25 protein-coding genes are annotated in these 25180 nt (G+C 73.2%); 5 read left to right on the forward strand and 20 right to left on the reverse strand.

The features are described from left to right. Positions 1-13: 13 nt before the first annotated feature. The 7 genes from A8711_RS09455 to A8711_RS09485 all read right to left on the reverse strand — a co-directional run bounded on the left by A8711_RS09455 (position 14) and on the right by A8711_RS09485 (position 6905). Positions 14-847, reverse strand: a complete 834-nt coding sequence (locus A8711_RS09455; protein ID WP_069087979.1) for a carbohydrate ABC transporter permease — start codon at positions 845-847, stop codon at positions 14-16. Beyond that, positions 844-1830, reverse strand: coding sequence for a carbohydrate ABC transporter permease (locus tag A8711_RS09460; RefSeq protein ID WP_064448693.1), 987 nt, complete (start codon positions 1828-1830; stop codon positions 844-846). The genes A8711_RS09455 and A8711_RS09460 overlap by 4 nt, the downstream gene beginning before the upstream one ends. Continuing rightward, the gene (locus tag A8711_RS09465; RefSeq protein WP_043329000.1) at positions 1827-3119 is read right to left on the reverse strand and encodes a sugar ABC transporter substrate-binding protein; all 1293 of its coding nucleotides are present in this window, start codon (positions 3117-3119) and stop codon (positions 1827-1829) included. The genes A8711_RS09460 and A8711_RS09465 overlap by 4 nt, the downstream gene beginning before the upstream one ends. Before the next feature lie 222 nt (positions 3120-3341). Then, the gene (locus A8711_RS09470) at positions 3342-3626 is read right to left on the reverse strand and encodes a GlsB/YeaQ/YmgE family stress response membrane protein (RefSeq protein ID WP_043328998.1); all 285 of its coding nucleotides are present in this window, start codon (positions 3624-3626) and stop codon (positions 3342-3344) included. Positions 3627-3876: 250 nt separating this feature from the next. Beyond that, positions 3877-4164, reverse strand: coding sequence for a GlsB/YeaQ/YmgE family stress response membrane protein (locus tag A8711_RS09475; RefSeq protein ID WP_043328996.1), 288 nt, complete (start codon positions 4162-4164; stop codon positions 3877-3879). Positions 4165-4384: 220 nt separating this feature from the next. Continuing rightward, positions 4385-6262, reverse strand: coding sequence for a translation elongation factor 4 (gene lepA / locus A8711_RS09480; RefSeq protein ID WP_069087980.1), 1878 nt, complete (start codon positions 6260-6262; stop codon positions 4385-4387). Positions 6263-6368: 106 nt separating this feature from the next. Further along, a complete protein-coding gene (locus tag A8711_RS09485; protein WP_043328995.1) occupies positions 6369-6905 on the reverse strand; it encodes a DUF4240 domain-containing protein in 537 nt (178 codons plus the stop codon). A gap of 94 nt (positions 6906-6999) precedes the next feature. On the opposite strand from A8711_RS09485, the gene A8711_RS09490 reads away from it, so the two are divergent. Next, complete coding sequence (locus tag A8711_RS09490) at positions 7000-7980, forward strand: phosphotransferase family protein (protein WP_083296968.1); 981 nt, start codon at positions 7000-7002, stop codon at positions 7978-7980. A gap of 450 nt (positions 7981-8430) precedes the next feature. Next, on the forward strand, positions 8431-8697 hold the full coding sequence (rpsT, locus tag A8711_RS09495) for a 30S ribosomal protein S20 (protein ID WP_030503107.1): 267 nt from the start codon (positions 8431-8433) through the stop codon (positions 8695-8697). Positions 8698-8870: 173 nt separating this feature from the next. Here rpsT and A8711_RS09500 read toward each other — a convergent pair whose 3' ends face one another. The 10 genes from A8711_RS09500 to pepN form a co-directional block, all read right to left on the reverse strand. Further along, entirely contained in the window at positions 8871-9335 is a 465-nt protein-coding gene (locus tag A8711_RS09500; protein ID WP_043328992.1) for a hypothetical protein, read from the reverse strand. After that, positions 9332-10312, reverse strand: coding sequence for a DNA polymerase III subunit delta (holA, locus tag A8711_RS09505; RefSeq protein ID WP_043328991.1), 981 nt, complete (start codon positions 10310-10312; stop codon positions 9332-9334). Before holA ends, A8711_RS09500 begins: the two co-directional genes overlap by 4 nt. 122 nt (positions 10313-10434) lie before the next feature. Next, positions 10435-12849 carry a ComEC/Rec2 family competence protein gene (locus A8711_RS09510; protein WP_369830105.1) on the reverse strand — a complete coding sequence of 805 codons (2415 nt, stop codon included), beginning with the start codon at positions 12847-12849 and terminating at the stop codon, positions 10435-10437. Beyond that, positions 12846-13724: a ComEA family DNA-binding protein gene (locus A8711_RS09515; protein WP_069087982.1), complete on the reverse strand. Its 879-nt coding sequence runs from the start codon at positions 13722-13724 to the stop codon at positions 12846-12848. Before A8711_RS09515 ends, A8711_RS09510 begins: the two co-directional genes overlap by 4 nt. A 126-nt stretch (positions 13725-13850) precedes the next feature. Continuing rightward, entirely contained in the window at positions 13851-14627 is a 777-nt protein-coding gene (locus tag A8711_RS09520; protein WP_069087983.1) for an SDR family NAD(P)-dependent oxidoreductase, read from the reverse strand. A gap of 9 nt (positions 14628-14636) precedes the next feature. Continuing rightward, positions 14637-15491: a DegV family protein gene (locus A8711_RS09525; protein WP_069088002.1), complete on the reverse strand. Its 855-nt coding sequence runs from the start codon at positions 15489-15491 to the stop codon at positions 14637-14639. Positions 15492-15539: 48 nt separating this feature from the next. Continuing rightward, entirely contained in the window at positions 15540-16169 is a 630-nt protein-coding gene (locus tag A8711_RS09530) for a histidine phosphatase family protein (protein ID WP_069087984.1), read from the reverse strand. Beyond that, positions 16166-16570, reverse strand: coding sequence for a ribosome silencing factor (gene rsfS / locus A8711_RS09535; protein WP_043328985.1), 405 nt, complete (start codon positions 16568-16570; stop codon positions 16166-16168). The genes A8711_RS09530 and rsfS overlap by 4 nt, the downstream gene beginning before the upstream one ends. A 110-nt stretch (positions 16571-16680) precedes the next feature. Then, the gene (gene nadD, locus A8711_RS09540) at positions 16681-17277 is read right to left on the reverse strand and encodes a nicotinate-nucleotide adenylyltransferase (protein WP_030503098.1); all 597 of its coding nucleotides are present in this window, start codon (positions 17275-17277) and stop codon (positions 16681-16683) included. An 89-nt stretch (positions 17278-17366) separates the two neighbouring features. Then, positions 17367-19883, reverse strand: a complete 2517-nt coding sequence (gene pepN / locus A8711_RS09545; protein WP_069087985.1) for an aminopeptidase N — start codon at positions 19881-19883, stop codon at positions 17367-17369. A gap of 66 nt (positions 19884-19949) precedes the next feature. Here pepN and A8711_RS09550 point away from each other — a divergent pair, with 66 nt between their 5' ends. Beyond that, positions 19950-20168 (forward strand): DUF397 domain-containing protein, encoded by a 219-nt coding sequence (locus A8711_RS09550; protein WP_013287999.1) that lies wholly within the window; start codon positions 19950-19952, stop codon positions 20166-20168. 7 nt (positions 20169-20175) lie between these two features. Here A8711_RS09550 and A8711_RS09555 read toward each other — a convergent pair whose 3' ends face one another. Beyond that, a complete protein-coding gene (locus A8711_RS09555) occupies positions 20176-20562 on the reverse strand; it encodes a hypothetical protein (protein ID WP_069087986.1) in 387 nt (128 codons plus the stop codon). A gap of 239 nt (positions 20563-20801) precedes the next feature. Between A8711_RS09555 and A8711_RS09560 the strand changes: the two genes are divergently transcribed. Beyond that, the gene (locus tag A8711_RS09560) at positions 20802-22085 is read left to right on the forward strand and encodes a cytochrome P450 (protein ID WP_069087987.1); all 1284 of its coding nucleotides are present in this window, start codon (positions 20802-20804) and stop codon (positions 22083-22085) included. 21 nt (positions 22086-22106) lie between these two features. Here A8711_RS09560 and A8711_RS09565 read toward each other — a convergent pair whose 3' ends face one another. Next, a complete protein-coding gene (locus A8711_RS09565; protein WP_069087988.1) occupies positions 22107-23285 on the reverse strand; it encodes a zinc-dependent alcohol dehydrogenase in 1179 nt (392 codons plus the stop codon). Continuing rightward, positions 23282-23920, reverse strand: coding sequence for a cyclase (locus A8711_RS09570; RefSeq protein ID WP_043328977.1), 639 nt, complete (start codon positions 23918-23920; stop codon positions 23282-23284). The genes A8711_RS09565 and A8711_RS09570 overlap by 4 nt, the downstream gene beginning before the upstream one ends. Positions 23921-24042: 122 nt before the next feature. Here A8711_RS09570 and A8711_RS09575 point away from each other — a divergent pair, with 122 nt between their 5' ends. Next, entirely contained in the window at positions 24043-25164 is a 1122-nt protein-coding gene (locus A8711_RS09575) for a glycosyltransferase family 2 protein (protein ID WP_069087989.1), read from the forward strand. The last annotated feature ends 16 nt before the right edge of the window (positions 25165-25180 follow it).

Genomic DNA, 25180 nt, shown 5'->3' on the forward strand with positions numbered 1-25180 from the left:
CCGGCCGCCGCCCTCAGCCCTTCACAGCTCCCGCGACCAGGCCGGAGACCATCCGGCGCTGCACCAGCAGGAAGAAGACGATCACCGGCAGGGTGAACAGCGTGGACGCGGCCATCACCGAGCCCCAGGCGGTGTCGTCGCGGCCGAAGAAGAACGTCATCGCCACCGGCAGCGTGTACTTCTGCTGGTCGTTGATGAAGGTCAGCGCGAAGATCAGCTCGTTCCAGGCGGTGATGAACGAGAAGATGCTGGTGGCGACCAGGCCGGGCGCGACCAGCGGGAACAGCACCTTGCGGAACGTCTGGGCCCGGCTGGCGCCGTCGATGGCGGCGGCCTCCTCCAGTTCCTTCGGCACCGCGGCGACGAAGCCGCGCAGCATCCAGACCGCGAACGGCAGCGAGAAGCCGAGGTACGTGAGGATCAGGCTGGGCAGCGTGTTGTAGAGACCGAGCCGCTGGATCATCAGGAACAGCGGGATGACCAGCGCCTCCAGCGGGATCATCTGCACCACCAGCAGCATGATCAGGAACGTGGTGCGCAGCTTGAACCGGAACCGGGCCACGGCTGTCGCGGCGAGCAGGGCGACCAGCCCGCTCAGCAGCACCGTGGCCCCCGCGACGAGCACGCTGTTGAGGAAGAAGTCGGTGAACGTCACGCCCGGGATCAGGTTGCCGGTGAGGATCTCCCGGTAGTGCTCCAGCGTCGGCTCGGCCGGCACCGGCCGGGGCGTGGACGAGAAGATCTCCCGGTTGGGCTTCAGCGACGTCGCCAACATCCAGTAGACCGGGAACGCGGCGAAGAGCGCGACCAGCAGGCCCGCGCCGTTGAGGGCGATCTTCTTCATCATTCGTCCTCCTGCCGCAGCACCATGCGGACGTACAGGGCGGTCACCACGAGCAGGATCACGGTGAGGATCACGGCGATGGCGGAGCCGAGGCCGTACTTCGGCGGCGGTGAGAACGCCTCCGCGTACGAGTAGATCGACAGCATGAACGTCGACCGGTCCTGGGTGCCGCCGGCCAGCACGAACTGCTGGGTGAAGACCTTGAAGTCCCAGATCGTGGAGAGCACCACGAGGATGCCGAAGACCGGCCGCAGGATCGGGAACGTCACCTTCCAGAACACCTTCCACGGGCCGGCGCCGTCGACCCGGGCCGCCTCCTGCAACTCCGTCGGCACGCTCTTGAGCCCGGCCAGCACGCTCACCGCGATGAACGGGAACGAGTGCCAGACCACCACGAGCGTCAGGATGGCGAAGAACAGCAGCGGGTCGTTGAACCAGCCGTACCCGGTCCAGTCGCTGCGCCCGAACAGCGCCGTGGACAGCCCGTCGGGAAGCTTGTTGAACAGCCACGTGACCAGGCCGCTCGTGTCGTCGAAGATCCACTTCCAGACGATCGTGCCGGTCAGCGCCGGGGTGGCCCAGGCGAGCATCACGCAGCTCGCCACGAACGTGGCCATCTTCTTGCCCAGGCGGTTGAGCAGCAGCCCGACCAGCGTGCCGAGGACCATCGTGAGCGCCACGTTGGCGACCGCGAACAGCACCGTGTTGCGCAGCACCGTACGGAAGAACGGGTCGCCGAGGATCTGCGCGTAGTTGGCCAGGCCGATCCACGGCCACTCGCGGTCGCCGCGCAGCTGCCGGACGCTGTCCAGCTTGTGGAAGGACATCCACACGACCTGGCCGAGCGGCCAGAGCAGCAGCACGGCGATGATCGCCAGGCAGGGCAGGAGCAGAAGGTACGGAAGGTGGTCCACCCGGCGACGGCGCCGCCGCGCGGGGGTCTCCCGCGCGGCGGCCTCGCCGGTGGCCTCGGTCAGCGTGGTCACTTGGCGTTGAGGATGCTTTCGATCTCGGTGGCCGCGTCGGCGGTGGCCTTCTCGACCGTCTTCTGGCCCTTGATGACCGAGCTGTTCATCGCCTGGGTCACCGTCTTGGTCCGGCTGACCTCGACCCACTTCGGGGTGAGCGGGGTCAGCTTGGTGTTCTGGATGGCCGTGGCGAACGCGGCCATCACCTTGTCGTTGGCGTAGTCACCGCTGCTGACCAGGTCCTGGTAGACCGGGAAGAACCCGAGGCTGCTGGCGAACTCCTTGTCCTTCTGCTTGCTCAGCAGCACGGTCATGTAGTCCCAGGCCAGCGCCGCCCGCTCGCTGTCCTTCCAGATGGCGATGTCGGAGCCACCGGCGAACGCCGGGGCGGCCTTGCCGTCCGGACCGGGGATCGGGAACGTGCCCCAGACCTTCTCGATGTCCGGGTTGTCCTTCTTCATCGCGCCGCCCTGCCAGCTACCGGCGAACGCCATCGCGGCCTTGCCGGTGGCGAACTGGGTACGGGCGTCGACCTCGTTCCACCCGGCGGCGGCCGGCGGGGCGACCTTGTGCACTGTCACCAGGTCGGTCCAGAACTTGACCGCCTTCTGCGCCTCGGGGGTGTTGTAGCCGGACTTCCAGCTGTCCCCCTCCTTGGTGGCGATCTCCGCGCCGGCACTCCAGAGGAAGGAGTAGAACGGCAGCTCGGAGTTGCCGGGCAGGGCGATGCCGTAGGTGCCGGGCTTCTTGGCCTGCACCGCCTTCGCGGCGGCGACCATCTCGTCCCAGGTCGTCGGCGGCTTCACGCCGGCCTCGGCGAACCAGTCGGTGCGGTAGTAGACGGCGCGCACGCCGGCGTACCACGGCACGCCGTACTGCTTGCCGTCGAGCTGAGCGTTCTTGACCAGGTCGGGCAGGATGTCCTTGCCCTCGGACCAGGCGTTGAACTTGTCCGAGACGTCGGCCAGGGCCTCCTGAGCGGCCCAGCCCTGGGTCTCGGTGTTGCCCAGCTCGGTGACGTCCGGGCCCTCGCCACCGGCGAGCGCGGCCTGGAACTTCTTCGGCGCCTCGAGCCAGGGGATGTACTGCACCACCACGTCGGTCTCGGGGTGCTTCTTCTTGAACTCCGCCTCGACGCTGTCGAGGAACGCGGTCTGGGCGTCGCCGCCCTCACCCATCATCCACACAGTGAGCTTGCTGTTGTCGGCGGCCTTGTCGTCGTCGCCGGAGCCACCGCACGCGGTCAGCACCAACGCGGCCGACGCCACGATGGCGGTGACCGGAGCCAGCCGCTTCCACCTGTTCACGCCATATCTCCCTCAGGGCCGTTTGGCACTAACCTTCTCCGCCGCACCTTAGTAGGAAAATTTCCTTTACAACAGGGGGTGTTCGTGACGGAGGGCACAGGCGACCGTATCGCAGCCGGGGCCCGGCCGACATCGATGCCGTCCGGGCAGTTCAGAGCCCACGAACGCCGACGGGCGCCCGGCCGGTGAGGCCGGGCGCCCGTCGAGGCGCGTGGTGCGGGGTCAGTAGCGCGAGACGCCGCGGCGACGGCCGACACCGGCCACCAGGGCCACGCCGATCGCGGCGAACAGCACCTGCAGCATCAGCTCGCGCCAGTCGATGCCGGCGGTCTCGGCGAAGCCGGAGGCCCGGGCGACGAGCGTGCCCAGAAGCGCGGCGCCGACGCCGATCAGCATGTGCAGCCACATGGGCATGTTCTGCCGGCCCGGCACGACCAGCCGGCCCAGCGCGCCGACGATCAGACCAACGACCAGCGCCGTGATGATGCCCCAAACGGTGAGCTCCATGGTCGCCCTCCTCCTTAAGATCCGGTCACACGTTTTTGTGTGGTTACTGTCGTGATCGCTAAGTTCCCGACCGCCCGGAAATCCAAACCGACTCCGATGACGAATTGTTCAGACGTACCCTGACCTGCTGCTTCTCCCCGAAACCGGGCGCGGCGGGCGGGCCCGGCACACCGACGGGGTTCAATGCGCCGAATACGCCGACGGGTGCCCGGCCGATGCGGCCGGGCACCCGTCGAGGCGCGTGATGCGATCAGTAACGCGAGACGCTGCTGCGGCGGCCGACGCCGGCCACCAGGGCCACACCGATGGCGGCGAGCACGACCTGCACGGCCAGCTCGGCCCAGTCGATGCCGGCGGTCTGCGTGGCGATGCCGAGCGCGCGGGCCAGGACGGTGCCCAGCAGCGCCGCGCCGACGCCGATCACCATGTGCAGCCAGATCGGCATGTTCTGCCGGCCCGGCACGACCAGCCGGCCCAGCGCGCCGACGATCAGACCCACGACCAGCGCGGTGATGATGCCCCAGACGGTGAACTCCACGGTCGTCCTCCTAAAGCGATTTCGCACGTTCTGTGCGGTTGCTGTCGTGACCGCTAAGTGCCCGACGCATCGAAAACCGAAACCGGCCGTATCGACCGCCACCCTCCCGACTGACGCGAACCCGCAGGTGGGAGCGCTGCCAGAGGCTGAAAATCTCCTGGGTACGCGAACGGCCGGCGCCCCTGCGAGGGGACGCCGGCCGCTGCGCGGAGCCGGACCGCTACTTCTTGCCGGCGGGCTTGCCGTCACCGGAGTCGGACGAGAGCGCCGCGATGAACGCCTCCTGGGGGACCTCCACCCGGCCCACCATCTTCATCCGCTTCTTGCCCTCCTTCTGCTTCTCCAGCAGCTTGCGCTTGCGGCTGATGTCACCGCCGTAGCACTTGGCGAGCACGTCCTTGCGGATCGCGCGGATGGTCTCCCGGGCGATCACCCGGCTGCCGATCGCCGCCTGGATCGGCACCTCGAACTGCTGGCGCGGGATCAGCGAACGCAGCTTCGCCGCGATCGTCGTGCCGTACGTGTACGCCTTGTCCTTGTGCACGATCGCGCTGAACGCGTCGACCGGCTCGCCGTGCAGCAGGATGTCCACCTTCACCAGGTCCGACGCCTGCTCGCCGGAGGGCTCGTAGTCCAGTGAGGCGTAACCCTTGGTACGGCTCTTGAGCTGGTCGAAGAAGTCGAAGATGATCTCGGCCAGCGGCAGCGTGTAGCGCAGCTCCACCCGGTCGGCGGAGAGGTAGTCCATGCCGAGCAGGCTGCCCCGGCGGCCCTGACACAGCTCCATCACCGCGCCGACGTAGTCGTTCGGGGTCAGCACCGTCGCCCGCACCGTCGGCTCGTACACCTCGGCGATCTTGCCGGTCGGGTACTCGCTCGGGTTGGTGACCACGATCTCCTCGCCGTCCTCCTGGATGGCCCGGTAGACCACGTTCGGGGCGGTGGAGATCAGGTCGAGGTTGAACTCCCGCTCCAGCCGCTCCCGGATGATCTCCAGGTGCAGCAGGCCGAGGAAGCCGCAGCGGAAGCCGAAGCCCAGCGCTCCGGAGGTCTCCGGCTCGTAGACCAGCGCGGCGTCGTTGAGCTTGAGCTTGTCCAGCGCCTCGCGCAGGTTCGGGTAGTCCGAGCCGTCGATCGGGTAGAGCCCCGAGTAGACCATCGGCTTCGGGTCCTTGTAACCGCCGAGCGCCTCCTTGGCCGGGTTGTTGTTGATGGTGACCGTGTCACCGACCCGGGACTGGCGCACGTCCTTCACGCCGGTGATCAGGTAGCCCACCTCGCCGACGCCGAGCGCGTCGGCCTTGACCATCTCCGGCGAGATGACACCGATCTCCAGCAGCTCGTGGACCGCGCCGGTGGACATCATCTTGATCCGGTCCCGGGCCGAGATCCGGCCGTCGATCACCCGGACGTACGTGACCACGCCCCGGTAGACGTCGTACACCGAGTCGAAGATCATCGCGCGGGCCGGGGCCTCGGCGTCACCCACCGGCGGCACGAACTGCCGGACGATCTCGTCCAGCAGGTACGGCACGCCCTCGCCGGTCTTGCCGGAGACCTTGATGCAGTCCGCCGGATCGCCGCCGATCAGGTGCGCCAGCTCCTCGGCGTACTTCTCCGGCTGGGCGGCCGGCAGGTCGATCTTGTTGAGCACCGGGATGATGTGCAGGTCGTTCTCGAGCGCCAGGTAGAGGTTGGCGAGCGTCTGCGCCTCGATGCCCTGCGCGGCGTCGACGAGCAGGATCGCGCCCTCGCAGGCAGCCAGCGAACGGGACACCTCGTAGGTGAAGTCCACGTGGCCCGGAGTGTCGATCATGTTGAGCACGGCCGTCTCACCGGCCCGGTCGCCCTCGCGGATCGTCCACGGCATCCGCACGGCCTGGCTCTTGATGGTGATGCCGCGCTCGCGCTCAATGTCCATCCGGTCCAGGTACTGCGCGCGCATCTGCCGTGGGTCGACCACACCGGTGAGCTGCAACATCCGGTCGGCCAGGGTCGACTTCCCGTGGTCGATGTGGGCGATGATGCAGAAGTTCCGGATGCGCGCCGGGTCGGTGGCACCAGGAGCGTTCGCGCCGGGATCGAGCGTCGGTGGCACAGCGGTCCGTTCTGGTCGGCTGACGTGAGCGGGCCGGCGCGCCGCCGGCCCCCTCCATGGTCCCACGTCGCCCCGGGAGCGCCCGGACTCCCCCTTTACTCCACTGCTATTCCACGGGTGGCTCCACGAAGAGGGTGGCCAGTCTCGGCAGCCGACGCCGGGCCTCCTCCTCGTCGTCGAAGTCCCAGAAGTCGTTCAGGTCGGGCACCGGCACCGGGTCACGCTCGGCCGGCAGGTCGGTCGCGGTGGCCTTCCGGTACGCGTCCCACGGCACCGCCAGCATGTCCTCGCACTCGAACTCCTCGCCGCTGAGCGCCGCCGCCCGCACCTGCGGCAACTCGGCGAGCGAGTCCGGGTCGCCGACCGCCTTGGCGAACACCGCCCGGCCCTGGGTCATCAGCCAGCCCCGGAAATACTCGAAGCCGTCGTCCGAGGCGCCGCCGTTGATCAGGTACGCCGCGCCCCAGAGATCCACCCGGTAGGAGGCGGCGAGCACCCGCCGCTGGTGGTGGGCGTACCCGACGATCTCCTCCGGGTCGCGCTCGGCCAGCAGCGCGACCGCCCGGGCGGCGACCGCGTCGGGCTCTCCCCCGGCCCCGGCGCGGGCGTCGTCGATCAGCTGCCAGAACTCGTCGGTCCTCATGGCAGGCAGTCTGGCAGAGCCCTCCGACGCGCCGGTTCGCCGCGCGCCGCCGGTGCGGCGGGGCGGTTCGGCCCGCGTGCGGCAGCATGGTGCGGTGCGTGCGATCTCACTCCCGCCCGTCGCGTACGGGTCGACGGCCGTGCGGCCGGGCTGGGCCGACCTGCCGGCCGGGCTGCGGAACGCGCTGGCCGCCCGGCTCGGCGGCCCACCGGCGGCGGTACGGGTGGCCGCCGGCGGGTTCACCAGCGGATTCGCCGCCGTGCTGACCGGCCCAGACGGTGAGCGCGTGTTCGTCAAGGCGGCGGCGCTGCACGGGCAACGGCACCTGGTCGACTGGTACGCCCACGAGGCGGCGATCCTGGCCCGGCTCCCGGCCGGCCTGCCGGTGCCCCGGCCGCGCTGGGCGCTCACCGAGTCCGGCTGGTACGCGCTGGCGCTCGACGCGATCGACGGGTACACCCCCGCGCTGCCCTGGGCGCCGGCCGAGCTGGACGCCGCTCTCGCCACGTACGCCGAGGTGGCCGCCGCCCTCGCCGACCCGCCTGCGCAGCTGGCCGCGCTCCCGCTCCCCCGGCTCGCGGACCTGGCCCGCGACGACATCCTCTGGTGGGGCGAGGTGGCCGCCGGGCGCGAGCCGCTGCCCGAGCAGGCCGCCGGCGCCCCGCTGGCCGAGCTGGTGGCGCTGGAGTCGCGCCTGCCCGGGTACGCCGACGCGGCCCCCGGGCTGGCCCACGGCGACCTGCGGGTGGACAACCTCCTGATCGACTCCGGCGGGCGCGCCTGGCTGTGCGACTGGCCGTGGCTCTGTCACGGGCCGGCCTGGTTCGACCTGGCCGGGCTGCTGCTCACCGCGTACGCCAGTGGCCTGGACGCGGACGCCGCGTTCGCCGGTCACCCGGCGGTGGCAGGGGCGCCCGCTGATGCGCTGGACGTGACGCTGGCCGCGCTGGCCGGCTACTACCTGACCGGGGCCGCCGCCGAACCGTCGACGGCGTCCCCGCACCTGCGCGCCCACCAGCGCTGGAGCGGCGAGCAGGCGCTCAGCTGGCTGGCCGAGCGGCGAGGCTGGTCCTGACCCCACCCCGCCCCTCCCCCGTGATCCACCCGGTTCGGCGAAGTGGCCGCATCCCACCGAACCGGCCCTCTCCCCCCTTGATCCACACCAGCACGGGGAAGTAGCGGCATCACACCGCCCCTGACCCCGCCACCTCCCCGAACTGGCGCGCCCGTCCACCGGCCCTCGCCCTTGATCCACACCAGCACGGGGAAATGGCCACATCACACCGGCCCTGGCCCCGCCACTTCCCCGAAGTGGCGCGCCGCTCGACCAGCCTGGAAACGCCGATCGGACTGGTGTGATCGCTGGGTGCGACGGCATGCTGGTGACGGTGGCAGGTGGGCCCCGGCCGGAGGCGTTTTGGCTCGTCGGGGACCGACCTGGTAGCCTGGCTTTTCGCGCGGCGATGACGCATGCTCGTCGTGCGCGAAAGCAGACCAACCCGAGCTATCAAGACGAGGCTGTCGCGTGGCGAACATCAAGTCCCAGATCAAGCGCAACCGGCAGAACGAGAAGCGCCGGCTGCGTAACAAGTCGGTCAAGTCGTCGCTGAAGACCGCCATCCGGAAGTTCCACGAGGCTGCCGAGGCGGGCGACGCCGAGAAGGCCACCGTGCTGATGCGTGAGGCCACCCGGAAGCTGGACAAGGCTGCCAGCAAGGGTGTCATCCACGCCAACCAGGCGGCCAACCGGAAGTCGGCGATCGCCAAGCGCGTCGCCTCGTTCTCTGCCTGACCGGCACCGCAGATCCCGACCGGAAGCCCCGGGGCCATCGAGCCCACGGGGCTTCCGGCTGTCCCACTCCGATCACGCCGCAGATCTTGGTACGAAACGGCCCCCTGAGGGGCGGTTCCGTACCAAGATCTCCGCGCGAAGGCGCAGGGCGCGGCGCGGGGGAAGAGGCGCTGCTAGCGCTCGGTCGGGCGGTCGAACGTCGCGCGTTGCGGGTGGTGGTAGCGGACGCCCCGGGAGTCGGCTGGCGTGCCGCCCGGCAACGACCGGACGCTCCGGACCGCGCCGCTCGGCAGCGCGCGGGCGCTCGCGGGCACCCGGGCCCGGCCGACCACCGGCTCCATCTGCCGCCGGAAGCGGTCCCGCTCCTGCTCGGGCACCAGCGCCGCGGTGCGGACGACCATCTCGGCGACCACGTCGTTGAGCTTGACCATCGCGGCCACCGCGACCGGCAGCACCAGCACCGCCCACCAGCTCACCAGTTCGGCGAGCGCGAGCAGCACGGCGAGCGCCATCGCGCCCTCGAAGAACAGGAAGCAGAGCACCCCGCCCGGGTTGACGAAGCGCAGGCCCAGCACCCGGGCGTAGAGCGGGCGGTACCGTTCCTCGTCCGTGGCCACAGTCGACCACGATCGGGTCACCGGGCGCCGCCCTGCCGGGCCGCGGCCACCGAGAACACGGCTCGCTCCAGCGCGTACGCCCGGTCGTCGGCGCCGCCCTTGACCGCCGCGTTGCACTCGGCGGCCACCCGCATCGCCTCGACCAGGCCCTCCGGCGTCCAGCCCCGGGCCCGCACCTGAGCCTTCTCGATCTTCCAGGCCGGCATGCCCAGCGTCTTGGCCAGCTGGAACGGGCTTCCCCGCCCGGCGGCGGCGACCCGGGCCACGGTTCGTACGCCGTCGGCCAGCGCGTCGGCGATCGGCACCGGATCGACGCCGACGTGCAGCGCCCAGCGCAGCGCCTCCAGCGCGCCGGGCACGTCGCCGACCATCGTCGCGTCGGCCACCGTGAAGCCGGTCACCTCGGCCCGCCCCCGGTAGTAGCGGGCCACCGTGTCCGCGCTGATCCGCCCGTCCGTGTCGGCGAGCAGCTGCGAGCAGGCGGCGGCCAGCTCACGCATGTCGTTGCCGACTGCCGCGACCAGGGCGTCGGCCGCGTCCGGCGTGCACTTGCCCCCGTTGCGACGGATCTCGTCCCGCACGAAGGCGGCCCGTTCCCGGTCGCCCTTGAGCTTCATCGCCGGCACCACAGTGGCACCGGCCGCCCGAAGCCCGTCGGCGAACGCCTTGCCCTTGGCCCCGCCCAGGTGCAGCACGACGAGCTGCACGTCCGGGTCGGGGTTCTTCGCGTACGCCAGTAGCGCGGTGGACAGGTCCTTGCGGGCGTCCTGACCGGAGCGGAGCACCAGCACCCGGCGGCCGCCGAACAGCGACGGGCTGAGCATCTCGGCGATCTCGCCGACGGTGAGCGTGCCGGCCTGGTATTCCCGCACGTCCACGTCGGGGTCCACCTCGCGGGCCCGGGCGACGGCTTCGGTCACCGCTCGCGTGGCGAGCAGCTCCTCGTCGCCGAGGACGAGCACAATAGGAGGCAGGTCGGCGGGGGTCACGTCGCCCATACTCGCACGCCCTCCGACCCGATCGGACCTGGTCATCGAGGACTGTGACGGCACAGCCCGCACTCAGCGCAAATCCAGACATTTGCCTTGATCCACCATCTATCGCAACAAGATTCGCCACCTCACCGCTGTCGTACCGGATCGGGGCCGCGCGTCACCACGGCGAGGCCGGCGCCGACGCGCACGGCGGCCAGGTCACCGCCGGTGTCGGTACGCAGCACCCGCGCGCCGCCCCGGGCCAGCCGGTCCAGCAGCCCGGCGTTGGGATGCCCGTAGTCGTTGTCGACGCCCACGCACACCAGCGCCACCGCCGGGCGCACCGCGGCGAGGAACTGCGGATCCTGGTACGCCGAGCCGTGGTGGGCCACCTTCAGCACGTCGGCCCGGATCGCGGCGGCCGGCATCGTCTCCAGCATCGCCCGCTGCTCCTCCGTCTCGGCGTCACCGGCGAGCAGGACCCGTACCCCGGCCACGGTGGCGGTCAGGACGAGTGAGTTGTTGTTCGGGTCGGACCGGCTGCCCCGCAGCGGGTACGGCGGCCCGACCGCGACCAGGTCCACCGCTCCGGCCCGCCACCGCCAGCCCGCCTGCGCGGCGGCGAGCGGCGCACCGGCCCGGCGGGCCGCCTCGCGTACCTGGGCGGCGCCGTAGGGCGGCTCGGACCAGGACGGACCCACCACCGCGCCCACCCGCCGGCCCCGGAACACCCCGGCCACGCCGCCGACGTGGTCGACGTGGAAGTGACTGACCACCAGCAGCGACACCTCACGTACGCGCAGGCGGCGCAGGCAGGCGTCCACGCCGGACGGGTCCGGTCCGGCGTCGACCACCACGGCCCGGCCGGCCGCCACCGGCAGCACCACGGCGTCCCCCTGCCCCACCGCGCACGCCACCACCACCCAGCCGCGCGGCGGCCAGCCGGAGGCAAGCAACCGGACCGGCGCCGCGCCGAGCACCACCGCCATCACCACGACCGCGACCAGCCGCCGCGCCCGGCGTCGGCGGAAGGCGAGCAGCAGCGCCACGCTCACCCCCGCCAGCAGCAGGGCCCCGGCCACCCCGCCCACCCAGGGCAGGTTCCCGGCCGGCAGGTCCGCCCCGTGCGCGGCCACCGCCACCAGCCAGCGCGCCGGCCAACTCGCCAGCCAGGCCAGGAACTCCGCGCCGCCCGGCCACACCGGCGACAGCACCGCCGCCAGCACACCGAGCACAGTGGCGGGCGCGACGGCCGGCACCGCCAACAGGTTCGCCGGCACCGCCACCAGGCTCACCGTCGCGGACAGTCCGGCGATCACCGGGCCGCAGGCGAGCTGCGCGGCGGCCGGCACGGCGAGCGCCTCGGCCAGCCCGGGCGGTACGCCCCGGCGGCGCAGCGCGTCCCGCCATCCCGGCGCGAGCAGCAGCAGTCCCCCGGTGGCGCAGACCGACAACGCGAACCCCGGGTCGCCCGCGAGGTCCGGGTCGTACAGGATCAGCCCGGTGACCGCCGCGGCGAGCGCGGGCAGCGCCGACCGGGACCGCCCGGCGGCCAGCGCGGCGAGCCCGATCGCACCCATCGCGGCGGCGCGCACCACGCTCGGCGAGGGCCGTACCAGGATGACGAACCCGACCAGGGCGAGCACACACAGCGTGGCGGCGGTACGCGGACCGGCGCGCGCCCAGCGGGCCAGCAGCAGCACCGCGCCGACCACTATCGCCACGTTGGAGCCGGACACCGCGTTGAGGTGCGTCATCCCGGTGGCCCGGAAGTCCTCCTCCACCTCGGGCAGCAGCCGGCTGGTGTCCCCCACCACGAGGCCGGGCAGCAGCCCGCCCGGCGCGTCCGGCAGCGGCGCACAGGCGCGCTGGAGCCCTGATCGCAGCACCCCGGCCGCCCGTTGCGGCCAGGACGCGCTGCCGCGCAGCGTGGGCGGATCGGCGGCGGAGAGCACGGCGGCGGTCAGGTCACCGCCGCGCGGGGCGGACAGCCGCCCCTGGGTGGTGACCCGCTGACCCGGCAGCAGCGGCCGCCAGGCCGGGTCGGTGGCCAGCACCAGGGCGCGTACCGGGCCGGTGACCCGCGCGCCGTCGCCTCCGGTGAGGCGGACCAGGTCGACGCGGACCAGGAGCATCGGTGGCCGGCCGGGGGCACCGCGTACCGGGCGGGGATCGTCGCGCAGCACCAGGTCGGCGGTGACCACTGCGCCTTCGGTGACCAGAGCGCGTACCGCCGTGGCGTCGCGGATCGCGAGCCGGGCGCCGGTGGCGGCGGCCCCGCAGACCACGCCGAGCAGCACGGCGACCACGATCCAGCCGTAGCGGCGGGTCGGTTCCCCCGGTCGGCCGAGCACGCCGCAGCAGCGCAGGGCCGCCAGGGGGGCGAGCGCGGCGGCGACGGCGGCCGTCCACACGGTCGCGCGGACGGTGAGGTGCAGCCCGGCCAGCGCGGCGAGCCACGCGGCCACCGCCAACCCGGCCAGCCGCAGGTCGGGCACGTCGCGGACAGGCGCAGGGTCACCGTCGAGGACGGGCGAGGCAGCGGCACGCCGGCCGGTCACACCGTCACCAGTTCCTTGAGCTGCTCGTACCGGGCGTCGCCGATGCCGTCGACCTGCCGCAGGTCGGACACGGACCGGAAGCCGCCGTGCTGGTCGCGGTGGTCGAGGATCCGCTGGGCGAGCACCGGGCCGACGCCGGGCAGCGCGTCGAGCTGGGCAAGCGTCGCGGTGTTCAGGTTGACCGGTCCGGCCGGCGCCGCAGGTCCGCCCGGCGCACCGCCTGCGCCCGCCGCGGCGGGCCCGCCCGGTCCCGGTGGGGCGGTCACACCGACCAGGATCAGTTCACCGTCGGTGACCTTGCGGGCGGGGTTGAGCAGCGCGACGTCGACGCCGGGCAGCGCGCCGCCTGCTGCCTCGACGGCGTCGGCCAGCCGGGCGCCGGCCGGCAGCCGGACCAGGCCGGGGCGGCGGACCTTCCCGGCCACCGCGACGACCACCTGACCCGGTGCGCCGGCTGACGCGGGCACCCCGGTGACCGCCTCGGTCGCCGCGCCCACAGGCGCCTCGGAGGATGCCGTCACCGGCGGCACGGGTTCGGTGCTCGGACGCGAACGCCAGGCCCAGACGGCGGCCACCACGACCACCACTGCCGCCACCGCCGCGAGCGCCCGCACACCCCGGCGGCCGGGATCGAACGCACCGGGTCCGGGCAGCCGGGACGCCAGGCCGCGCGCGGCCACCGGAGCATCGTGGGACGGGCCGTCGTCGGCGTCCGGCTCGGCGGACCAGGGGTTCGCCCCGGACGAGGGTTCCCGCCCGCCGTCGCGCTCCGGGAAGCCGGGACGCAGCCCGAGACCCGGCTCGGCCTCGCCGGGCCCAGGCCCGAACAGCCGGGCGAGCCGCCGCCGTACCGTCGTCTCCTCGTCGTCTGGCACGGCTCGGGACGCTACGGAGACAGCTCGTCCCGCATCGGCCGATGAACGCTCACCTGTGGACAACCAAGGGACTGTGGACACACACCCGATCAAGCCCTGGCCGTGCTAGGTGGCCGAAAACTACGGTCAGCGCGCCTCCGGGTCCAGGCCGAGCGCGGCCCGTCCCCCGTCGACCGGCACGACCGCGCCGTTGACGAACGAGGCGCGGTCGGAGAGCAGGAACGCGACCACCTCGGCCACCTCGTCGGTACGCCCGATCCGGCCGAGCGGGTGCAGCCGGGCCATCTCCGCGTCGACGTGCGCGACCTCGGCCGGGTCGAGTCCGGCCAGGTAGGCGGCGTGCCGTTCGGTGTGGACGGAGCCGAGCGCCACCGCGTTGGCGCGGATCCCGTGGCGGCCGTAGTCGACGGCGAGCGCCCGGGTCAGCCCTTCCAGCGCGGCCTTGGCGGTGGCGTACGGCAGCGCGCCCGGCACCGCCCGGCGGGCCTGGTGGGACGAGACGTTGACGATCGCGCCGCCGGTCCGGGCGGCCAGGAACCGGCGTACGGCGGTGCCGGCCCCGGCCACGGCGGGCCGCAGGTTGAGCGTGATCAGGTCGACCACCTCGCTCGCGGGCGCGCGGTGCAGGTCGGCGTCGCGGAAGACAGCGGCGTTGTTGACCCAGCCGGCCAGCGGCGCGTACGCCTCGGCGCGGTCGGCGGCCCGGCCGGTGACCGCCTCGTCGCCGGCGTCCCCGGTCACGGCGTGCAGCCGGTCGGCGAGCGGATGCCGGGCCAGCCAGTCCAGTGCGCTCGTGTCCCGTTCGACCACGACCACGATGCCGCCGTCGGTGGCCAGCCGTTCGACGATGGCGCGTCCGACGCCGCGCCCGCCGCCGGTGACGACATACGACCGGAGGTTCATCCGGCCACCCTAGGGTGTACGACGGTGGACCACCACGCACGCCAGCCCCGGCCCGGCGTGGGCGGCGACCACCGCTCCGGCCTCGGTGACGTACGTGTCGTGCAGCCGGTCGCCCAGCCGCTCGGTCAGCGCCGTCAGCAACTGCTCGGCCCGCTGCGGCGCGGCGAGGTGGTGCACCGCGACGTCGACCTGGGCGTCGTCTGCCGCCTCGACGGCGAGGTCGACCAGCCGCGCGACTCCCCGGCTGGCGGTACGGACCTTGTCCTTCACCACGATCGCGCCATCAGGCATGTGCATGATCGGCTTTACCGAGAGCGCGGTGCCGAGCAGCGCCTCGGCCGCGTTGATCCGGCCGCCCCGGCGCAGGAACTCCAGCGTGTCGACGTAGAAGTAGATGGTGGTGCGGGCGACCGCGTCCAGCGCCGCGTCGCGTACCCCGGTCAGGTCGGCGCCCGCCGCGGCGGCCGCGGCGGCGGCGAGCGCCGGGAAGCCGAGGCCCATGCCTGTGGATCGGCTGTCGACGACGGTGACGCGGTCGTCGCCGATCTCGGCGGCGGCGAGCCGGGCGGCCTCGACGGTGCCGGACAGCTCGGCGGACAGGTGCACCGACACCACGCCGTCGGCGCCCTCGGCGAGCAGCGTGCGGTAGACCTGCGCGAACTGTTCGGGCGCGGGCCGGGACGTGCTCACCGAGACCCGCCGGCCGCTCAGCGCGCGGGTGGCGTCGGCCGGGGAGGTCTCGACGCCCTCCAGCCCTTCCGCGCCGTTGAGGACGACTGTGAGCGGGACGACGGTGAGCCCGCGTGCGCGGGCCAGGTCGGAGGGCAGGTAGGCGGTGGAGTCGGTGACGACCGCGACGGGCATGACCGGCACGCTAGCCGATGGCGCTGTGACGCGCCGGGGCCGGAGGTGTCAGACCGCGTCGGTGAGCGCCGCCCGGGTGACCAGACCGACGTTGTGTGCCCGCAGGTGCCAGCCCCGGACGCCGTTGTGGCGCAGTTCGGTCCAGTGGCAGTTCGCCAGCGAGCCGAGGCTGCGCAGCACCGTGTGGTCCCAGCCGAGCAGATGCCCGACGCCCTGCCGGGCGCCGCCGCCGTGGGTGGTCACCACGACCGTGCCGCCGACGGCGAGGTCGGCCGCGTCCTGGAACCCGGCGCCGAGCCGGGCACCCAGGTCACCCAGGGGTTCGAGGCCGGCGCCCGGGTCCGGGTCGCCGGCCCGCCAGCGGGCGTACTCGTCGGGGAACCGCTCGGCCACCTCGGTCAGGGTGAGGCCCTGCCACTGGCCGAAGTGCCGTTCCCGCAGCCGCACGTCGGTGCGGACCGGCAGCCCGGTCAGCGCCGCGAGCGCGGCGGCGGTGTCGGCGGCCCGGCGCAGGTCGCTGGCGACGATCGCGTCGGGGCGCAGCGCGGCGAGTACCGGGGCGGCGGCGTGGGCCTGCTCGCGGCCGAGGTCGTTGAGGGGCACGTCGGTCTGGCCCTGGACGCGGCTCGCGGCGTTCCAGTCGGTGTTGCCGTGCCGCCAGATGATCAGTCGGGTCATTCGGCGGTGGCGCTGCCGGCGGCCGAGTCGGCCAGGTCGCGATCGGTGAACGGGATCTGCGGGCAGTCCTTCCAGAGCCGGTCGAGCGCGTAGAACTCGCGCTCCTCGGTGTGCTGGACGTGGACCACGATGTCGACGTAGTCGAGCAGCACCCAGCGGCCGCCGCGCTCGCCTTCGCGGCGCACCGGCTTGGCCTTCTCCGGCAGCTCCAGCAGGCGCTCCTCGATGGCGTCGACGATGGCGAGCACCTGACGCTCGTTCGGAGCGGCGGCCAGCAGGAACGCGTCGGTGATCGCGAGCTGGTCGCCCACGTCGATGATGACGATGTCCTGTGCCTTCTTGTCGGCCGCGGCCTGGGCGGCGGCCATCGCCAGCTCGTGCGCGCGCTCGGAAACTGTCACCGTTCTCCTTCGATCAACCGTGCGACCCTCCAAGCCTCTCACACCCGGCGGTGCGGCGACTTGTCAGTTCTGGTCGATTTCAGGCATAAACGCGGACATAAAGCGCGGAATCACCGCTGATAGAGACGCCGTTTCGCGATGTACTGCACCACACCGTCGGGCACCAGGTACCACACCGGTTCGCCCCGGGCGACCCGCGCACGGCAGTCGGTCGAGGAGATCGCCATCGCGGGCACCTGCACGAGGCTCACCGAGTCGGCCGGCAGGTGCTTGTCGGTCAGTTCGAAGCCGGGCCGGGTCACGCCGATGAAGTGGGCCAGTTCGAGCGCCTCGTCCAGATCCTTCCAGGAGAGGATGCGCTCCAGCGCGTCCGCGCCGGTGATGAAGAACAGCTGCGCCTTCGCGCCGTACTCGGCGTGCAGGTCGCGCAGCGTGTCGACGGTGTAGGTGGGGCCGCCGCGGTCGATGTCGACCCGGCTCACCTGGAAGCGCGGGTTGGAGGCGGTGGCGATCACCGTCATCAGATAACGGTCCTCGGCCGGGGTGACCGCTTCCTCCGCCTTCTGCCACGGCTGTCCGGTGGGCACGAAGACCACCTCGTCCAGACCGAACCGGTCGGCCACCTCGCTCGCCGCCACCAGGTGCCCGTGGTGGATCGGGTCGAACGTGCCGCCCATGATGCCGACCCGCCGGATGTCTTCCTCCACCCAGCGATCGTAGGCCGCCCGCCCGACGGCCCCGGGCGGGGTCCGCCGTCGAGCGCGCCGGGCGGTCCCCCACCCGGCGCGCTCCCAGCTCAGGCCGACGCGGCGGCCACCGCCGTCCGGGCCACGAGCGCCCGGCGCATGTCGTCGTCCAGGTCGGTCACCCACCGCCGCAGGCCCGGCGTCAGGTCGTCGCGGGCCAGCAGCGCCGCGGCCATCTCCCGGGTGGGCTGCGCCACGGCGTAGCGGGGGTAGGCGGCCACCGTGACCGCGTCGGCCACCCACGCGGTACGCAGACGCGCCGCCGCCGGCATGTCGGTGAAGTAGCGCTGCACGTACCCGGCGGTCAGCTCGGCCTGCTCGGGCTGCCAGAAGCCCTCGGCGGTCGCCTCGACCAGGCGGTTGGACAGCTCGGTGCTGCGGGTGACGATCTCCCAGGCGGCCCGCTTCGCGTCGGCGTCGGGCAGCGCGGCCCGGCACGCGGCGGCCTGCTCGGCGCCGGTGGCGCTGCGGTCGGCGTCGGCCTCGGCGTCGATCTGCGGCGTACCGGCCGCGCCGAGCACCACCAGCCGGCGCAGCACCGCCCAGCGCAGGTCGGTGTCCACGGCCAGCCCCGACGGCACGTGCTTACCGGCCAGCCAGCCGGCGAGCATCGCGGTGTCGGTGGTGGCGGCGATCAGGCCCCGCGCCGCCGCCAGTTGCAGGGAACCGCCCGCGGGGGCCGAGTCGAGCAACGCCGCGCAGGCGGTCGCCACCCGCAGCAACGCCGCGTCCCGGCCGAGCGGGTCGAGGTAGCGGTCGATCAGCCGGCGACTGAGCAGCAGCACGTCCTCGACGATCGTCACCTCGGTCTCGGCGGGCAGCGCCGCCGCGATCAGCGCGGCCAGCGCGCCGGCCGGCCGTTCCCCGTCGGTGACCGCGTCCAGCGCCTCGCCCCAGAGCAGCGCCCGGGCCAGCGGATCGTCGAGCCCCGGCAGCAGCAGCGGCACCGCGTCCGCCGAGGCCGGGTCGAGGCGGATCTTGGCGAACGTCAGGTCACCGGCGTTCGGCAGCACGAGCCCGGTGGCGGGCCGTCCGACCAGCTCGGGCAGCGGCGTCCGGCCGCCGTCGGCGTCGGGGTCGAGGTCGACGTCGAACCGGTACGCCGGGCCGTCGGCGGTGTGGTGGGCCACGCCGATACGGTGCGGCCGCAGCACCGGGTGGCTCGCCGGGGCGGTCTGCACGATCGCCACGTCGGTCCACCGCCCGTCGGCGTCCACGGCGGTGTCGACCCGCAGCGTGTTCACCTGCGCGCGGCGCAGCCAGCGTTCCGCCCAGCCGGCCAGGTCGCGGCCGCTCGCCGTACCCAGGGCGGCCAGCAGGTCGGCGAGTGTCGCGTTGCCGAAGCGGTGCGCGGCGAAGTGCGCGTTCAGCCCGGCCAGGAACGCCTCGTCACCGAGCCAGGCGACGAGCTGGCGCAGCACGCTGGCGCCCTTGGCGTACGAGATGCCGTCGAAGTTCAGCAGCGCCCGGGCGGCGTCTGCCACCTCCTCCGGCGCCACCGGATGGGTGGAGGGGCGCTGGTCGGCGGTGTAGCCCCACGCCTTGCGACGGCTGGCGAACGTGGTCCACGCCCGGTCGAACCGGGTCGCCTCGGCGGTGACCCGGGTGCCCAGGTATTCGGCGAAGGACTCGTTGAGCCACAGGTCGTCCCACCAGCTCATGGTGACCAGGTCGCCGAACCACATGTGTGCCATCTCGTGGGCGATCGTGGTGGCGCGCAGCTCCCGCTGGGTGTCGGTCACCGCCGAGCGGAAGACGTAGTCGTCGCGGATCGTGACCAGGCCCGGGTTCTCCATCGCGCCGGCGTTGAACTCGGGCACGAACGCCTGGTCGTACTTGCCGAACGGATAGCGCTCGGCGAACAGCTCGTGGAAGCGGTCGAAGCACTGCCGGGTGACTGTGAGGATCTCGTCGGCGTCGGCGTCCAGGTGGGCGGCGAGCGAACGCCGGCAGTAGAGGCCGAGCGGGATGCCGTCGTGCTCGGCGCGCAGCACGTGCCAGGGCCCGGCGATCAGCGAGACGAAGTAGGTGGCCAGCGGCTCGGTGGTGGCGAACTCCCAGCGCCCCGGTGCGGGCCGGTCGGCGAGCGGCCCGTTGGCGGCCACCGTCCACTCCGGTGGCGCGGTGACGGTCAGCGTCACCGGCGCCTTCAGGTCGGGCTGGTCGAACGCGGCGAAGAGGCGCGGCCCCTCGTCCAGGAAGGACAGCGCATACAGGTAGGTCTCGCCGTCGGCCGGGTCGACGAACCGGTGCAGCCCTTCGCCGGTGTTGGAGTAGGCCATCTCGGCCTCGACGGTGAGCGTGTTGTCGGCGGCCAGGCCGGTCAGCGGCAGCCGGCCGTCCGCCAGCAGGGCCGGGTCGAGGTCGCTGTCGTTGAGGCGGGCGGCGAGGAGTCGGCGCGGTTTGACGTCGACGAAGGTCTCGGCGCCGGGGGTGGCCCGGAACCGGATGGTGACGGCGGAGCGGAACCGCTCGGCGTCGCCGGTCAGGTCGAGGTCCACATCGTAGGACTCGACGGTGATCGACGCGCGGCGCGCGGTCGCCTCTGCACGGGTGAGGCTCGGCATCCGCTTATCCTGCCCGATGTGGTCCGCTCGGGCCGCCTCGTTACGCATGGCGATGGAGGAGCAGCGATGGGTCAGCACCCCAAGGGCGATTTCGACCTCTCCCGGGCGGTTTGGCAGCGGGCAGAGGGCGACACCTCCGAGGGAGCGGTCGAGGTGGCATTCGTCGACGACCTGATCGGTATGCGCAACTCCGCCGAGCCGGACGGGCCCGTGCTGGTCTTCACCCAGGCCGAGTGGGACGCGTTCGTCGCCGGCGCCCAGGACGGCGAGTTCGACCTGGACTGAGCGCACCTCAGTCACCGTCGCCCCAGCCGAGGCCGCCCGGACCGGGCGCGTGGTGGAAGCCCGGGTGCCCGGCCACGTCGGCGCAGCGCTCGCCGTCGGGCCCGACCGCGTCGCAGAACAGCCGCTCGGCCCGGTGCCAGGCGTCCGCCGGGGACAGGGCCGCCGCGCCGAGCGCCAGCTCCGGGCGGAGCAGGCCGAGCGCTTCGGCGTACGCCACCGCCTGCTCCCGCGCGACGGCGGGATCGGTGGCGGCGAAGTCCAGGTGCACGGTGAAGTACCGCGGTGGGCGGGCCCCGGCGCGCCGGGGCCCGCCGATCAGCGGACCGTCGCGGCCGTCCCCGCGCAGCCCGGCCCACGCCTCGCGGTGCCGCCGCGCCGCGCTGTCGTCACGCATCAGTGCCCTCCCCCGTCGCCGGTGACCCTCGCCGGACACCACGCCGGCGGGCGCCGGACCGGTAGCCGCCGGTCCGCGTGCCTCGAGGGAACCAGCTTTTCCGCCGCCGGGGAGGGGCCAGCGTCCGCCCGACCGGCTGGCCCCTCCCGCGTGCGGCCCGAGCTGCTGAGATGAAGGGTTCGGCGGCGTCGCCCGGGGTAGGTAGGCAGCGCCGCCGAACCGCGTCAGGAGCAGCCGACATGAGCACCATGCCGAGCGACCGGAGCCCGGACAGCACGCTCGCCTTCATCCGGGAGGGCTACCGCTTCGTCGGCTCCCGCTGCGACCGCCTCGGCACCGACGTGTTCCAGACCCGGCTGCTGCTGGAGCCGACGATCTGCCTGCGCGGCCGGGAGGCCGCCGAGCTGTTCTACGACGAGGAGCGGTTCGTGCGGCGGGGCGCCATGCCGATGCGCGGGCAGCGCACGCTCACCGGTGTCGGCGGCGTGCAGGGCCTGGACGGGCAGGCGCACCGGGTCCGCAAGGCGATGTTCATGTCGATCATGACGTCGGCCGCGATCCGCCGCCTCGGGGAGATCTTCGACGAACAGTGGCAGGCCCGGATCCCGGTCTGGGCCCGCAACGGCCCGGTGGTGCTCTACGACGAGGTGGGCGAGATCCTGACCCGTACGGTCTGGGCCTGGGCCGGGGTGCCACTGGCCGAGGCCGATGTGCCGCGCCGCACCGCCGAGATGCACGCGATGATCGAGGCGCCGGCCGCGCTGGGCCCCCGGCACTGGCGCGGCCGGCTCGGCCGCTACCGCGCGCAACGATGGGCCGGCGACCTGATCGAACGGGTACGCGCGGGCGCGGTGCCCGCCCCGGAGGGCAGCGCGCTGGCGGTCGTGGCCGGGCACCGGGACGAGCGGGGACTGCCGCTGCCCCGCCGGATCGCCGCCGTGGAACTGCTCAACGTACTGCGCCCCACCGTCGCGGTGGACCGGTACGTGGTCTTCGCCGCGCTGGCCCTGCACGACCACCCGCACTGGCGGGACCGGCTACCCGGCGACGACGCCGCGACCGAGCGGTTCGTGCAGGAGGTACGCCGCTACTACCCGTTCTTCCCGGTCGCCGCGGCCCGGGTGCGCCGCTCGTTCCAGTGGCGGGGGTACACGTTCCCGCAGGGCCGGCGGGTGCTGCTCGACCTGTACGGCACCAACCACCACCCCGGCACCTGGCCGGAGCCGGAGCAGTTCCGCCCCGAGCGCTTCACCGGCTGGCGCGACGACCCGTTCGGCCTGATCCCGCAGGGCGGCGGCGACCACTTCACCGGCCACCGCTGCGCCGGTGAGTGGATCACCATCGAGCTGATGAAGCGGGCCGTGACGAACCTGACCGGCGCGATGGACTACCGCGTACCGCCGCAGGACCTGGCGCTCGACCTGGGCGCCATGCCGGCGTTGCCGCCCAGCGGGCTGGTGCTCGACGGCGTACGCCCGGTCGACGGGGCACATCGGGCCGACGGGGTGCGCCCGCTGCGCTGAAGCGGACGCCCCCGGTCGCGGTCAGGCGGCCTGCGGGTGCAGCACCGTACGCAGGCAGCCGTCCTCCTTCTTCTCGAATATCTCGTAACCCCGGGCGCCCTGCTCCAGCGACATCGGGTGGGTGGCCAGGTAGCCGGGGTCGATCTCGCCGGCCGCGACCCGGTCCAGCAGCATCGGGATGTAGCGCTGGGCGTGCATCTGCCCCATCCGCAGCACCAGGGCCTTGTTCATGGCCGCGCCGAGCGGGAACTTGTCCACCAGGCCGCCGTACACGCCGACGATGCTCACCGTGCCGCCCTTGCGAGCCGCCATGATCGCCTGCCGGACCGAGGTGGGGCGGTCGGTCTGCGCGCGTACCGTCTGCTTTGCCTTGTCGTACGCGTACGCCGGGCCGACGTCGTGCGACTCCATGCCGACGGCCTCGATGCAGGCGTCCGGGCCGCGCCCGGCGGTCATCTCCCGCAGCGCCTCCAGCACGTCGGTCTCGGCGTAGTTGATCGTCTCGACGCCGAGGCGCTGCGACGCGGTGGCGAGCCGTTCCGGCAGCCGGTCGATGACCACCACCCGCTCGGCGCCGAGGATCTGCGCGGACCGGGCCGCCATCTGGCCGACGCCGCCGGCGCCCCAGACGGCCACCACCTCGCCGCCCTTGAGGTTGCAGAAGTCGGCGGCCATCCAGCCGGTCGGCATGGCGTCGGAGGCGAACACGACCGAGTCGTCCGGCACCCCGTCCGGCACGGTGAACGCGCCGACGTCGCCGAACGGCACCCGGATGTACTCGGCGTGGCTGCCGGAGTAGCCGCCGGCCGCGTGCGAGTAGCCGAGGATGCCGGCCGGCGAGTGGCCCCACAGCTTCTCGGTGAAGACCGGCTGCGGGTTGGAGTTGTCGCAGAGCGAGAACTGCTCGGTGCGGCAGTACCAGCACGAGCCGCAGGCCACCACCGAGCCGACCACCACCCGGTCACCGACGGAGATGCGCCGCACGTCGGGGCCGGTCTCGACCACCTCACCCATGAACTCGTGGCCGAGGATGTCCCCCTCGCGCATCGCCGGCAGGTAGCCGTTGATCAGATGCAGGTCGGAGCCGCAGACGCTGCTCGCGCGCACCTTGACGATGATGTCGCCGCCGGACCTGATGGTCGGCTCCGGCACGTCCCGTACGGCCAGCTTCCCTACGCCCTCCCAGCACAACGCCCTCACGGCCGTCCTCCCACCATCAGCTTCTCGCGTACCTTGTCCGTCGCCCGCTCCTGACGCGGGCTGCGCCCGGACGGGTCGTGCCGGGTGTCCAGCACGTGCCCGGTCTCGATCAGCGACTTGATCCGGCGCAGCGCGGTGCGCAGCCCCAGGTCCGGGTCGGTGCCACCGACCAGCCCGACCGCGCGCCGGATCGGCCCGGAGCGCCAGCGCAGCTCGGCCCGGATCTCGGTGCCCCGATCCTGCGGCGCGGTCACCAGCTCGACCCGGCCGCGCTGGGCCACCGGCCCGTCGGTGACCCGCCAGCTCAACCGGCCGGGGCCGTCGACGGTGATCTCGGCCCGCCACTCGGTGCCGCCGCCGGCCGGGTCGGCCGCCACGCAGCGCCACCGGTTCGCGTCGAGCTGCTCCAGCGTGGCCCACTCGGCCAGCCCTCGATCGAGCCGTTCCCGGTCGGTCCAGAACCCGATCACCGCGTCGACCGGCCGGTCCACGGTGATGCCGCGGCGCACCACGTACCAGCCGTCCTCGCGGTCGGGCTGGTGCCGGTGCCGTCGCCGGGCGACCGTCCGGGTGACTCCGAGCGCGGTCACCGCGGCGGCGCCGGCCAGCGCCCATCTCGTCGCGTTGCTGGGCATCACGTCTCCTCCCGACTCGGACCGTCCCGTATCCGGGTGCGCTACCCGACACAGCCCGCCCGAAACGGTTTCAGCAGCCGCATTCCGGGCAAGTCGCGTCACCCGGCACGAGGGGAGACGACATGACCCGACCGACCGCCGCGCAGCCGCGCGACGAGGGCGCCGCGTCCGCGCCGGTCCGGCTGCCGATGGCGTACGTCCTGCCGCTGCGCGCCCACGACGACGGCGGCCTGGACGAGCTGACCGGGTACCTGCGGGAGCTGAGCCGCTGGGTCGACGTGGTGGTGGTCGACGCCTCGCCGCCGCAGCTGTTCGCCCGGCACGCCGCCGCCTGGGACGGGCTGGTGCGGCACGTGCCGCCGGACCCGGCGCTGCGCGGACGCAACGGCAAGGTGCTCGGCGTGCTCACCGGCGTCGCGCTGGCCCGGCACGAGCACGTGGTGATCGCCGACGACGACATCCGGCACGACCTGCCGGCCCTGCGCGCCGTGCACCAGCTGCTGGACGGGGTCGACCTGGTCCGCCCGCAGAACCACTTCGACCCGCTGCCGTGGCACGCCTGGTGGGACACCGGCCGGACGCTGCTCGCCCGCGCGTTCGGCGGGGACTGGCCCGGCACGCTCGGGGTGCGGCGGGGCACGTTCCTGGCGATGGGCGGCTACGACCCGGACGTGCTCTTCGAGAACCTGGAGCTGGTCCGGACCGTGCGCGCGTACGGCGGCAGCACCGCCACCCCGGCGTGGCTGTACGTGCGGCGGCTCCCGCCCTCCGCGGCGCACTTCCTCGGGCAGCGCGTCCGCCAGGCGTACGACGAGACGGCCCGGCCGGCGTGGCTGCTCGCCGCGCTGGCGGTGCTGCCCGCGACGGCGGCCGCGCTCGCCACCCGCCGGCCCGGGCTGCTGCTGCGGGCCGGGCTGGCGACTGTCGCGGTGGCGGAGCTGGGCCGGCGACGGGCCGGCGGCGCGGCGGTGTTCCCGGCGCACACCAGCCTGGCCGCGCCGCTCTGGGCGCTGGAACGCGGGCTGTGCGCGTGGCTCGCGGTGGGCCGGCGGCTGCGCGGCGGGGTGCCCTACGCGGGCGCCCGGCTGCGGGTGGCGGCCAACTCCACACGTGCGCTGCGGCGACGGACGACCCGGCACCGCCCGGACGAGCTGGTGCTCTGGGTGCAGACCGGGTCGATGCCAGCTGAGGTGAAAGGAAGGGCCCCTTCTTATCGCGAGGCGATAAGAAGGGGCCCTTCCTAACCGAGAGCGCGGGCCT

Source organism: Micromonospora sp. II, from assembly GCF_001709195.1.
Classification (GTDB): Bacteria; Actinomycetota; Actinomycetes; order Mycobacteriales; family Micromonosporaceae; genus Micromonospora; species Micromonospora chalcea.

Excerpts from the sequence above, each read along its gene's own strand:
- A8711_RS09575 (WP_069087989.1), top strand. The coding sequence starts at position 24,043 with ATGACCCGACCGACCGCCGCGCAGCCGCGCGACGAGGGCGCCGCGTCC.
- A8711_RS09520 (WP_069087983.1), bottom strand. The coding sequence starts at position 14,627 with ATGAACCTCCGGTCGTATGTCGTCACCGGCGGCGGGCGCGGCGTCGGA.
- A8711_RS09570 (WP_043328977.1), bottom strand. The coding sequence starts at position 23,920 with ATGCCCAGCAACGCGACGAGATGGGCGCTGGCCGGCGCCGCCGCGGTG.
- A8711_RS09560 (WP_069087987.1), top strand. The coding sequence starts at position 20,802 with ATGAGCACCATGCCGAGCGACCGGAGCCCGGACAGCACGCTCGCCTTC.
- A8711_RS09555 (WP_069087986.1), bottom strand. The coding sequence starts at position 20,562 with ATGCGTGACGACAGCGCGGCGCGGCGGCACCGCGAGGCGTGGGCCGGG.
- pepN (WP_069087985.1), bottom strand. The coding sequence starts at position 19,883 with ATGCCGAGCCTCACCCGTGCAGAGGCGACCGCGCGCCGCGCGTCGATC.
- A8711_RS09525 (WP_069088002.1), bottom strand. The coding sequence starts at position 15,491 with ATGCCCGTCGCGGTCGTCACCGACTCCACCGCCTACCTGCCCTCCGAC.
- A8711_RS09485 (WP_043328995.1), bottom strand. The coding sequence starts at position 6,905 with ATGAGGACCGACGAGTTCTGGCAGCTGATCGACGACGCCCGCGCCGGG.
- A8711_RS09470 (WP_043328998.1), bottom strand. The coding sequence starts at position 3,626 with ATGGAGCTCACCGTTTGGGGCATCATCACGGCGCTGGTCGTTGGTCTG.
- A8711_RS09455 (WP_069087979.1), bottom strand. The coding sequence starts at position 847 with ATGATGAAGAAGATCGCCCTCAACGGCGCGGGCCTGCTGGTCGCGCTC.
- holA (WP_043328991.1), bottom strand. The coding sequence starts at position 10,312 with ATGGGCGACGTGACCCCCGCCGACCTGCCTCCTATTGTGCTCGTCCTC.
- A8711_RS09550 (WP_013287999.1), top strand. The coding sequence starts at position 19,950 with ATGGGTCAGCACCCCAAGGGCGATTTCGACCTCTCCCGGGCGGTTTGG.
- A8711_RS09530 (WP_069087984.1), bottom strand. The coding sequence starts at position 16,169 with ATGACCCGACTGATCATCTGGCGGCACGGCAACACCGACTGGAACGCC.